The following is an 11,624-nucleotide window of genomic DNA, read 5'->3' on the forward strand; positions in this document are numbered from 1 at the left end:
AGGCCCACGCATACAAACGCGATCCGGAACCCGAGCGCAGCCGAGCCGAGGTTCGCCGAAAACACCGACACCAGGCCGCCGCCAATCGACACACCCAGGCCAATGGCCAGCATCTGCAACATCGAAAAGAGGATGTAGCCGCTGCCGGCGTCCTTGATCGACAGGCCCTTGTGCTTGACTCTGTTCTTCGCGGCGAACAGCATGGAATTGCAAGCTCCGAATACGGCGAGGATCGCGATCTCGATGGCGAGCGGCGTGCTCACCGAGAATGAAGCGAAGCCGACTATCGACGCACCTACAAGAATCGTGTTCCACAGCAGGAAGTTATCGTAGCCATAGCGCTTCACCAGCGGCGAGATCCAGCCCTTTGCAACCGTGCCGGCGAACGCGGCGGGCAACATCATCAAGCCCGAGTGCAGCGGCGTATAACCGAGTTGCAATTGCATCAGCAGCGGCAGGAGAAACGGCACCGCGCTCGATCCGATCCGGCACAACAGGTTACCGATCAAGCCCACGCTGAAGTTCGGCTCGCTGAACAAGGACAGCTCGAAGAGCGGATTGCGCCGGCGTTTGGCGTAGGGAATGTAAGCCAGTGCAGATACCGCAGAGAGCACGAACAGTGCGCCCGATACCAGCAGTTTGTGGGTTTGCGCGGGACTGTCGAGCGCCATTGAAAACGCGACCATGCAGAGTGACAGCAACGCGCAGCCGATGAAGTCAAAGGGCGCGGCCTCTGCGATGGCGTCGTTGGGAAGAAAACGGTGCACAGCAAACAACCCCACCGCGCCAATGGGCACGTTGATCAGGAAAATCCAGTGCCACGTAAACGATTCGACGAACCAGCCGCCGAGCGTCGGTCCGAGAATCGGGCCGACCTGCCCGGCAATTGAAATGACCGCCAGCGCAGAAACATACGCTTCGCCCGTTACGCTGCGCAGCACGGCCAGCCGGCCGATCGGCAGCAACATGGAGCCGCCGATCCCCTGGATTACGCGCGCCACAATGAGCTGATTCAACGACTGCGCGTTGGCGCAGCACAGCGAGCCGATGACGAACAACAGGATGGCGACGAAGTAGACGCGGCGGGTGCCAAAGCGGTCGGCGAGCCAGCCGGACGCGGGCGTGAGAAGCGCCATGGTCAGCGTGTACGCGACAACGATAGGCTGCATCGCGAGCGGTTGCGCGTGCAGGCTGCGCGCAATGGAGGGCAGGGCGGTGTTGACGATGGTCGTGTCGAGGGCCTGCATGAAAAAGCCGACGGCCACGATCCACAAAAGCGCCGTGTGTGAGTTTTTTGAAGTCATCAATTGCAGCAGAAACAATGTCGCGCGGGGTTGGCGCGATGTGACGATTTTAAGACTCCAATTGGCAATCGGGAACCCCGCTGGCCGCGTTGACTATCATCGATAAACTCGATCACAATGCACAATGCTTAATCCAGTCTGGCTGAACACGTTCGCGACGGTGGCCGCGTCGCATAGTTTTACCGATGCCGGGCGCCAGCTCCGTCTCACGCAATCCAGCGTGAGCGAGCACATCCGGCGGCTGGAGGAACACGTCGGGCGCCGGCTGCTCGTACGCGATACCCATTCGCTCGCGCTCACCGCCGACGGCGAGGCCATGCTGGTCCACGCCCGCATGATCCTGGACGCGATGACTCACGCCGAGTTGCAGTTTCGCTCGCCGCGCCTCAGGGGCCGCGTGCGCCTGGGCTCCTCCGACGACGTCGCGCTCGGCCCCTTGCCCAGCGTGCTGGCCGCGTTTCGCCGGACTCATCCGGACGTCGAGCTGGAAATTACCATCGGCATGACGGGGCGGCTTTACGAGTTGCTGGACGCTGGGTCGATCGATTTGCTGATCGGCAAACGGCGCATTGGGGATCCACGCGGCATTCCGCTGTTTTCCGGTCAGCTCGAATGGCTCGGGCTGACGGGCACTGAAGTGGACCTTGAGCAACCGCTGCCGTTGATCCTCGTCGCCGAGCCGAGCGTGACGCGCGCCGTGGTGCTCGACTCGCTGGCCGCGGTCGGCGCGCGCTGGCAAATGGTCTGCACGAGCAGCTCATATGCAGGGTGCATCGCCGCTGCGCGCGGTGGGCTGGGGCTCACCGTGCGGTCTCATTTCCTCGCGGGCAGGGGACTTTCGCCGCCGGTGAATCGCGCGGCGCTACCTGAATTGCCGAAGGTCGAATTCATCGCGTTGGGGCCGAAGCATTTGAGTCGTCCAGCCGAGACACTGCTGGAAATTCTGCAAAACAGCGATCTCCGGGGCGAATGGGCAAGTGAATGACTGGCTCTTGGTTTGCTGGTTGTTGATCCGGGCATGGCGCGTGCACCAAGGGCTGACGCAGGTACGGCGGGTTTCATCGGATGAATTGAATCGCAGCGCGGAAATCCAGACCGTGCAAGCCGGTTGTGCGAACGCAACGAATTATGGCAATCGGATTTCTGCCAATAAGACGCTTCTTATATATTGTGCGGCGAAAACGCTGTCGGCTTTTCGCTTCAACCCTGGCACAGCAGCTGATTGCAGTCAGGCACCGCAGCAATTCACTTATTAGGCGATGCCCCAAGCTACAACCCCTTTCCTGCGTGCGCTCCTGCTGTTCGCCGCCCTGTTCGCGTGCAGCGCTCACGCGAGCGCTGCGTCATACGTCGTCAAGCATTGCGCCGAACTGGAAGGCCAGTCGGTGCCGGCGTCGGTGATCGGCTTGCCTACTCAGGGCGCCACGATCCTGAGCGCGTCTGTCGTGGCCGCCGCCGCGCCGAAAAATCGCAATGGCGAGTACTGCCGGCTGGTCGGCGTCATCAAGGCGCAACTGGACACCACGCCCGACATCCGCTTCGAGGTGAATTTGCCGGCACGCTGGAACGGCCGCGCATTGCAAATGGGTGGGGGCGGCTACAACGGCGTGATCGTGAGCGGCACCGAGCCTACGGCTTTCGCGCCTTACGCTTCGCCGCTGGCCAACGGCTACGCGACCTTCGGCTCCGATTCCGGCCACGTAGGCAACTCCGGTCGCGCCGATTTCGCGATGAACGACGAAGCGGTGATCAACTTTGGCTACGGTCATCTCAAGAAAACGCATGACGTCGCGCTCGCGCTGATCATCATGGGCTACGGACGCAAGCCCGAGCAAACCTACTTCGCCGGCGGCTCGACCGGCGGGCGCGAAGCGTTCACGGTGATCGAACGATATCCCGACGACTACGACGGCGTGATCGCCAACGCACCGGCCATCAACTTTTCGGGCGTGCGATTGATGGGCGTGAAAGCAGGGCAAGCGGCTTATGGGACGCCAGGTGGTTTCGTCGGGCCGGCCCAGCAAAAACGCGTGGTCGAAACCGTGCTTCACGAATGCGACGGGCTGGATGGCGCGATCGACGGCATTGTCTCGGACGTGCAAGCGTGCCGCGAACACGAGCCGCAGATCATCGCGCAACTGCGATGCGCGAACGGGCAACGGCCCTCGTTGCGGGACAGTTGCTTGTCGGAGGCGCAGCTTGCGACGCTGGAGGTGCTGCGCGATGGTTTTACGCTGCCGTATGAACTTGCCTACGGGGCCACGAAGTACTACGGCTACAACGTGTTCCAGGGCGTGGATTTTTCAAGTGGACTGGGCCTTGGAAATTCATCGGTGCTCACGCAGCCTTTGCGTTTCGATGCCAACGGATATCTGTTCACGCAAGGTGACAGTTACATGAAGTACTTCGTCACGCATGACCTGCGCTTCAACACGCTCGGTTTCGATGTCAATCGTCCGGGAACCTACAAGTCCCGCCTGATCGATTTGTCGGCGACGGTCGGGGCGATGAACCCGGACATGTCAGCGTTCATCGCGCACGGCGGCAAGCTGATCACCATGCACGGTCTCGCCGATGAAGTCATCAGCCCGAATCAGACCATCGCCTTTTATGATTCGCTGGTTGAGAAGTACGGGCAGAGTATTGTCGATTCCTTCATGCGGCTTTACATGGTGCCGGGATTCCAGCACGGCAACGGCGTGTTCATTCCCGCGTGGGATGAACTGGGTGCGCTCGACCGGTGGGTCACGATGAACATCGCGCCGGAGACGCTGGTCGGGACCGACATAGCGAGCGCGACCAATGGCCGGACCCGGCCGCTGTGCCGGTATCCGGGTTACCCCAAATACCTGGGCAAGGGCAACATCAACAATGCCTCGAGTTTTCGATGCGAGAACCCGTGAGCGGACTCGTGCGCCGACTTCCTGACGCTGACTAAGAGTGACTGAGCGTGCCCTGCGGCACCAGCTCTGACGCAATGATCATCGCGCCTGCATTGCCGGGCGGTGGCTGACAGGTCGCCGGTCGATAGATGAAGTCACCCCGCTTGATGGACTTGCCGGTGAGCACACATTCGCCACCTTGTCTGGCCAATGCTACGCGCCACGTCTGATGCCCGTAATAGCCCGAAAGCGGGTCGCACCATGAGACCGTGGCAGTGCGTGGAGTGGGGAGTTCGATCACGCTGACCATCAACGCTGCGTGATCAGTCCAGATGGTTTTTGCCGGGCGCCGCCGGGCGATTCTTGTTGCTTCATCGGCGACTTGCCGGGCGCGTGCGTTGTCGAGTAACGCGACGGTTTGAGACCATGCACTGGCATGTTGCTTGAGCATCTCACCTTTCCTTTACAAGAAATTCCGGGCAGCCGGGCATTCCCGGTGTCACGACGAGGCAGCCGCGTCATGCTGAATTGCGGTTGCGCGAAGCGTCTGTTACGGAATATTATTCAACGAGTGATGAATTAATGAGATAGTAGGCACTCAGGCGGTCGATGTCAAACGCCGCGTGAATCGATGCACGGCGCCGATGCAGGGCGGGGCACTGTGCGTCGGTTAAACTTCGGGCCCACCTGACAGCTTTGGAATTCGGATCGAATCATGACAGTTTCAACCCCACGCCCGGTGCAAGCCGCCAAGGAGAAACGCTCGCGCGGACGGCCCGCCTGCAGCGAAATAGCCGGCTCCGATGCGTTGCTCAAAAGCGCGCGGCAGGCGTTCGCCAAGCGCGGGTTTGAGTCAACGAGCGTGCGTGAAATCGCACGGGACTCCGGTGTGGATCCGGCGCTCATTTCGCATCATTTTGGTTCGAAAGAAGCGTTGTGGATCGCGGTTGTTGAGCAAATAGCGCAGCATGCCGCCCCCATGATCGAAGCTACAGGAGAGCTACGTACCGCCGATCTGACGAATCGTCAGCGGGTCGAGCGGGCGCTGGCGCTTTTTATCGACAAGGTGTTCAGCGAACCGGATGTCGGGATGTTTTTCTCGACAACGGCGACCGAGCAGGGGGAGCGGCTGGATGTACTGATGGATCGTCTTCTGCGTCCTTACCACGACGTGTTTGTGCCCCTTCTCACTGATGCAATCGATTCAGGCGAACTGTCACCCAACGACCCGGAAGTATTGTTCGCCATGTTGACTAATGCGGTTGGCAAGACGGTGTCGTATAGCCACGTGCTGGCTGTATTTTCTTCGCTGCCCAAAGATCCGGTGAAGTTCAAACAGACCGTACTCGTCACCGCGCTCAGCATGCTTTGAAGGCGTGCAGACAATTGAGGTCGTTCGTGCAGCTTTGTGCGGCTCAGTCACGTAGCTCAGTCACGCACCTCAATCCATGAGGCAATACACGCTTGGCGGCACCGCTAAACCGTTCACGGCGAACGAATACGCAGCTTGAATTTCGCTCGCGGCGCTTTGTGCGGCCTCCAGGCCTCGAGCGTGCACAACAGCGAGGGGCTGGCCGGCATCGACACGCTGACCAAGCTCGACGAGCTCCGTCAAACCAACCTGGTAGTCGATCTTGTCCTCGGGCCGGCGCCGGCCGCCGCCCAGGCCGACGACAGCCAGACCGATTGCCCGGCAATCAATTCGCGCAACACAACCCGTACGCGGCGCAGCAACTGGCAAGACAACCGGCGCATGCCCCAGATAACGCCCGGGCGAGTCGAGCAGATCACTCGGGCCGCCCAATGCGCTAACCATCCGCGCGAATCGTTCGGCAGCGGCGCCCGAGTCGAGTACCGCATTCAGCTTTACTTGAGCGTGAGCGAGGTCATGGGCGAGACCGCCGAGCACGAGCATCTGTGCGGCCAACGCAAGCGTCACGTCATGTAGCCGCACTGGTCGGACGCGCCCCGTCAGGTAGTCAATTGCGCACTGGATCTCCAGCGCGTTGCCCGCGCAGCGTGCCAACGGCTGGTTCATATCGGTCAGTACGGCAGTCGTCTTCAACCCGGCACCGTTACCCACATCGACGATACTTCTCGCCAGTTCGACTGACTTCTCGTAGGTCGGCATGAACGCGCCTGAACCCACCTTGATGTCCATCGTCAGTCCTTCGAGGCCCGCTGCGAGCTTCTTCGAGAGGATCGATGCGGTGATCATCGCGACCGATTCCACCGTCGCGGTGATGTCGCGGATGGCGTAGATTCGCTGGTCTGCAGGTGCTAATTGCGCCGTTTGACCGATGATCGCGACGCCGGTGTCACGCACGATGCACTGGAACGCGCCGGTGTCGGGCGCGATGTTGTAGCCGGGGATCGAGGCAAGCTTGTCGAGTGTGCCTCCCGTGTGGCCGAGGCCGCGACCGGAGATCATTGGCACGAATCCGCCGCAGGCCGCGACCATGGGACCGAGCAGCAACGAAGTCAGGTCGCCGACGCCACCCGTCGAATGCTTGTCGAGAACCGGACCCGGCAGATCGAACGAACGCCATTGCAGCACTTGGCCCGAGTCGCGCTGCGCGAGCGTGAACGCCACGCGTTCGTCGACGCTCATGTCGTTGAAATACACGGCCATCGCGAAGGCAGCGATTTGCCCCTCGGTCACGCTGCCCTCGGCGATGCCGCGTACGAAACCGGCGATGTCCTCTTTCGAGAGCGCTTGTCTATCGCGCTTTTTACGAACGATTTCCTGTGGCAAGAACATGGATGATTCCTCGGGGGAAGGTCGCGTTCGGGTGGTTGCTCAAATTGCCCGGAACGGGAGTGTTGCCTTGAGTGCCCTTGTATTCAAGAAGCGGATTCTTTCGTACTCTTATTCGTTCTCTCAGGTGGAGCAATTTCAGTTTGCTCGGCCGTTGTTGTTATCGTTGTCGTTGCCTCCGCTGCTTCCGCGAGAATCCAGTGACGGAACAGTTCAGTGGCGGGCGACATGCGCTTCGATTTCAACCACGTCAGCCAGTAGCTGCCCGTTCTGACTTCTGTATCGAAAGGGCGGAAGAGCAGTTCCGCCTGCAGTTCCCGGGCAAACATCACAGGCGGAGCGAGTGCGATCCCCGCGCCTTGTACGGCGGCTTCCACCATCAAGCGTGACGAGTCAAAAACCGGACCATTGACCGCCCATGGATCGAGCCCGGCGGCGCTGAACCAGCCGGTCCATTCGTCGGTACGATACGAACGAAGCAAGGTCTCCTTAGCAAGATCACACGGCGTGGCAAGCCTTCTCGCAATGTCCGGTGCGCAAAGCACGGTCAGTGGAGCGTCGAGCAACATGACGTTGTGCGTTGCAGGCCAGGCCCCGTCGCCAAAGCGGATTGCAAAATCCAGTCCCTCGGCTGCCAGGTCGACCAGATTGTTATGGGTCAGGAGCCGCAACTCCACAAAGGGGTGTGTCTCCCGAAACGATTTGAGCCGCGACAGCAACCAGCCGACTGCGAAAGTGCCGACAACTCCGACCGTCAGCACTTCGTGAAAATGCCCGCCCTCAAATTGCTTGAGCACGCCCTCGATGCGACCGAATGCGTCGGTCAGTACGGGAAGAAGGGCGCGGCTTTCGTCGGTCATACCGAGTCCACGCGGCAACCGTTTGAACAGAGTGGTTCCGAGCCGCTCTTCGAGCATCCGGACTTGCTGGCTGACGGCAGCCTGCGTCACGTTGAGTTCGAGCGCAGCGCGCGTGAAGCTAAGGTGTCGTGCCGACGATTCGAATGCGCGCAAGGCGTTCAGCGGAAGATGAGGACGGATGGAGGCCATGACATAAGTTTTTCTTTACCCAAACAGAAATTATGCTCGCTTGTAGACGGCTCGCAAAGGGACGATATTCTGCTCGGCGTTGAATATGTTCGCCGATGAATTTGCGCGAGCCACGCGATGGCGAATGACCGACTCCTGGATTCACTGCAGTCGTTGTGGTTTCGATGTTTAACTGAAGGAACACTTGTGAAATTACGCCATTCCATCCCCCGGATTCTTGGTGCCTTGCTGATTGCGTTGCAATCTGCCATGGCCGCCTATGCGGCGCCCGCGGCAAAGGAAACGCAGGTACTGGAAAGAGTCAGTGTGAACGGGACAAATCGCGAGATGGGGATGGGGGTGTCCGAGTTCCCGCCCGGTGCCGAAAAACCGCGCCACATGGCGACTGGACCCGAGGTCTGCTACGTCACGAGAGGCGAGATAATCTTGCAGGTGGAGGGCCGAACGGTGAAAGTCATCCGCGCGGGAGGGAGCTTCCAGATCCCGGCCAATGCGATTCACGTCACGAAGGCTGGGCCCGAAGGCGCGACAGTCATCGCAACCTGGGTGTCCACACCCGGGAAACCGTTTAACGTCAGCGTCCCGCAGTAAACAGTAATGCGTGGCCGACGCTACGCGCAAAATGTCAGATTTTCAATGCATAGGACCGAGACATCTTTTCGCGCCCTGTATTTAGGCCATTAGGCCAAGGAGATTGCATGCGTTGCGGTTTTTTTAAACGCCTTTTGATTTCTACTTTAGTGTCCTCCTGTTTTATCGCTTCCAGCACATACGCGGAAAGCAACGACAGACGGAAAGAGATCGCTGGCGTGATGGATAGCGTCATACGTCCGTTGATGCAGGAATATCGAATTCCGGGCATGGCAGTCGCTGTGATCGTCAATGGAGAGAGTTACTCTTATAACTACGGTGTGGCATCACTCAAAACCCGCCAACCGATTACCGATAAAACTCTTTTCGAGATTGGGTCAGCCAGCAAGACATTTACGGCAACATTGGCTTCTTACGCTCAGGTCAAGGGCAACCTTGCGTTGTCTGACAGCGCCAGCAAATATTTGCCATCTCTGCGCGGCAGCCACTTTGACAAGGTCAGTCTGCTGAATCTGGGCACGCACACCGCCGGTGGCTTGCCGTTGCAGGTGCCGGATGCCATTCATAACGATGATCAATTGATGGATTATTTCCGGCAGTGGACACCGTCTTATGCTGCCGGCACATATAGGGTCTATTCGAACCCAAGTATTGGCATGCTGGGAATGATTGCCGCCCGGAGCATGAATGAACCTTTCGATAATGCCATCGAAAAGAAGTTGTTTCCTATGCTTGGAATAACGCACAGCTATATCAATGTGCCGACGGATCAGATGAAGGACTATGCCCAAGGCTACACGAAGCAGGGCGCTCCGATCAGGCTGAGTGCGGGGGCTCTGTCTTCGGAGGCTTATGGAATTAAAGCTAGTGCGCCGGACATGATCCGGTTTGTGGCAGCCAACATGCAGATGATTAAAATTGACAGCGATTTGCAACGCGCGATCAACGGCACCCATACCGGATATTTCAAAGCGGGTGAAATCACGCAGGACCTGATATGGGAACAATATCCGTATCCCGTGGAACTGAAAACGCTGCTGGCGGGTAATTCAGACGCGATGGCTTATCAGGCTACGAAAGCGACTGAAATAATTCCTCCGCTACAGCCGCAAGCGAATGCGTTAATCAACAAGACGGGCTCGACTAATGGTTTTGCAACTTACGTCGCTTTTGTTCCCGCTCAGAAATTGGGGATCGTCATGCTTGCAAATAAGAATTACCCCATCGCTCAACGAGTGACGGCTGCGTACCAGATACTGACTCGGCTTGGTCCGCAGGTAGGTCCGAAGGACTGAGCGATTTTCGCGTAGGTCGGTCGGATAATGTTCCCCGGGTCGTGGGTGAACAGAATGTGTAAGCGGCTCTGGAATCGCTTGCAACTGGCGACTCCAAAGCCGCGTTTCCACCCAGCAGATGATTTTTCCATCGGTTGTCGGGAATGTAGCAGCAATATCTTAATGTCGTGGCGACCACGATATTGATGATCTCCAACTGCTCCGCTAGCGGCGTCGCCAGTACGCGGCCGAGATGCTGGACGATCGCCCGATAGGTCAGTCCCCTGAACGGATCGGGATCGGCTAATACCTTCGTCGGCATTTCGCCAGATCGTCGGCCGGCTTTCCAACCTGCACGCGGCATCCGATTTGTCCCGCAAACCCGCTGCAAGCGAAGATCGGTGTTTCCCCGGAGTACGAACGAATGCCGTTGACTGAGTTAAATCAATTGATTTAATCTAAATCGGTCTGAAAAACCCGGACTAATCTGATGCAGCACTGATGCAACGTGCGCGTGAATCAGATGCTTCCGGCGTTGGCGACCCACGCTGTCAATCAGGCTGGTTATTGCCGGATTATTGACGACACGGGCGCTGGGCCGGCCGGTGAGGCGGTCGGAGACCGGTACAGGTTCAGGCGACACCTGCGCCGCAAACAACCTTAAAACGGAGACATGCCATGACTAGACATTCGAACAAGCTGATCGGCGCGAGCGCGCTAACTTGGCTCCTGATGAGCAGCACGGCAGCCATTGCCGCGCCGAGCGGAACCGTCGCCTTCCTGATGCCCGACGAGGGCTCGACGCGATACGAACAACATGACTTCCCCGGTTTCAAGGCCGAAATGGCCAAGCTCTGCCCCGACTGCAAGGTGCTCTACCAGAACGCCAATGGCGACGTCGCGACACAGCAGCAGCAGTTCAACTCGGTGATTTCCCAGGGAGCGAAGGTTGTGGTTCTCGACCCGGTGGATTCGATGGCCGCCGCCTCTTTGGTCCGTCTGGCGCAGAGCCAGGGTGTCAAGGTAATCGCCTATGACCGGCCCATACCATCGACGCCGGCTAACTACTACGTGTCGTTCGACAACGAGGATATCGGCAAGGCCATCGCGCAGTCGCTCGTCCAGCACCTGAAAGAAACGGGCGTGCCTACGACCAAGGGCGGATTGCTCCAAGTCAATGGCTCGCCCGTAGACGCGGCAGCAGGGCTGATCAAAAAGGGCAGTCACGAGGGGGTGCAAGGCAGTGGCTACAAGACACTAGCCGAGTACGACACGCCGGACTGGGCACCGCCGAAGGCCCAGCAGTGGGTCAGCGGGCAGATCACACGCTTCGGGTCGCAAATTGTCGGTGTCGTGGCCGCCAACGATGGCACGGGCGGTGGGGCCGTTGCGGCGTTCAAGGCAGCCGGCGTCAACCCGGTGCCGCCGGTGACCGGCAACGACGCGACGCTCGCGGGACTGCAGTTGATCATCTCGGGCGACCAGTACAACACGATCCTGAAACCGAGCGAGATCGTCGCGGCTGCTGCGGCGAAGGTGGCTGTCGGCTTCCTGACCGGCCAAACCCCGAAGGGTGAAACGACGCTCTTCAATACACCGTCGCAGCTCTTCAAGCCGGCGGTCATCACGGCGAAGAACCTCAAGGCGGAGGTCGTCGACAAGGGCTTCGCGAGCGCCAAGGACCTGTGCACCGACCGCTACGCCGACGGGTGCAAGAAACTAGGCATAACGAACTGAACCGGCGCGACGCAGGACGGGATCCGGCT

9 protein-coding genes and 1 pseudogene are annotated in these 11,624 nt (G+C 59.3%); 6 read left to right on the forward strand and 4 right to left on the reverse strand.

Going from position 1 to position 11,624, the window contains the following annotated elements; genetic code table 11:
- Positions 1–1,304: DHA2 family efflux MFS transporter permease subunit (locus JWR14_RS11505; RefSeq protein WP_299706091.1), on the reverse strand; the 1,304-nt coding region annotated here is incomplete at its 3' end.
- Positions 1,305–1,428: 124 nt separating this feature from the next.
- Between JWR14_RS11505 and JWR14_RS11510 the strand changes: the two genes are divergently transcribed.
- Positions 1,429–2,289, forward strand: a complete 861-nt coding sequence (locus tag JWR14_RS11510) for a LysR family transcriptional regulator (RefSeq protein ID WP_299706094.1) — start codon at positions 1,429–1,431, stop codon at positions 2,287–2,289.
- A 274-nt stretch (positions 2,290–2,563) separates the two neighbouring features.
- Positions 2,564–4,207, forward strand: coding sequence for a tannase/feruloyl esterase family alpha/beta hydrolase (locus JWR14_RS11515; protein ID WP_299706097.1), 1,644 nt, complete (start codon positions 2,564–2,566; stop codon positions 4,205–4,207).
- Positions 4,208–4,238: 31 nt separating this feature from the next.
- Here the strand turns inward: JWR14_RS11515 and JWR14_RS11520 are convergent, their stop codons facing one another.
- Positions 4,239–4,637, reverse strand: coding sequence for a DUF3331 domain-containing protein (locus JWR14_RS11520; protein WP_299706100.1), 399 nt, complete (start codon positions 4,635–4,637; stop codon positions 4,239–4,241).
- Between the two features lie 264 nt (positions 4,638–4,901).
- On the opposite strand from JWR14_RS11520, the gene JWR14_RS11525 reads away from it, so the two are divergent.
- The gene (locus tag JWR14_RS11525) at positions 4,902–5,558 is read left to right on the forward strand and encodes a TetR/AcrR family transcriptional regulator (protein ID WP_299706102.1); all 657 of its coding nucleotides are present in this window, start codon (positions 4,902–4,904) and stop codon (positions 5,556–5,558) included.
- Positions 5,559–5,627: 69 nt separating this feature from the next.
- On the opposite strand, the gene deoA is transcribed toward JWR14_RS11525, so the two are convergent.
- Together deoA and JWR14_RS11535 are read right to left on the reverse strand one after the other, a co-directional pair.
- Positions 5,628–6,947 (reverse strand): thymidine phosphorylase, encoded by a 1,320-nt coding sequence (gene deoA, locus JWR14_RS11530; protein ID WP_299706105.1) that lies wholly within the window; start codon positions 6,945–6,947, stop codon positions 5,628–5,630.
- A 170-nt stretch (positions 6,948–7,117) separates the two neighbouring features.
- A pseudogene (locus tag JWR14_RS11535) lies at positions 7,118–7,993 on the reverse strand (LysR family transcriptional regulator); the annotation flags it as partial.
- 186 nt (positions 7,994–8,179) lie between these two features.
- Here JWR14_RS11535 and JWR14_RS11540 point away from each other — a divergent pair.
- The 3 genes from JWR14_RS11540 (at position 8,180) to JWR14_RS11550 (ending at position 11,595) form a co-directional block, all read left to right on the forward strand.
- Complete coding sequence (locus JWR14_RS11540; protein WP_299706108.1) at positions 8,180–8,584, forward strand: cupin domain-containing protein; 405 nt, start codon at positions 8,180–8,182, stop codon at positions 8,582–8,584.
- A 164-nt stretch (positions 8,585–8,748) separates the two neighbouring features.
- A complete protein-coding gene (gene ampC / locus JWR14_RS11545; RefSeq protein ID WP_366144520.1) occupies positions 8,749–9,879 on the forward strand; it encodes a class C beta-lactamase in 1,131 nt (376 codons plus the stop codon).
- Positions 9,880–10,536: 657 nt separating this feature from the next.
- On the forward strand, positions 10,537–11,595 hold the full coding sequence (locus tag JWR14_RS11550; protein ID WP_299706113.1) for a sugar ABC transporter substrate-binding protein: 1,059 nt from the start codon (positions 10,537–10,539) through the stop codon (positions 11,593–11,595).
- Positions 11,596–11,624 lie beyond the last annotated feature (29 nt).

It is taken from the genome of Caballeronia sp. (assembly GCF_028292365.1).
In the GTDB taxonomy this organism is placed as follows: Bacteria; Pseudomonadota; Gammaproteobacteria; order Burkholderiales; family Burkholderiaceae; genus Caballeronia.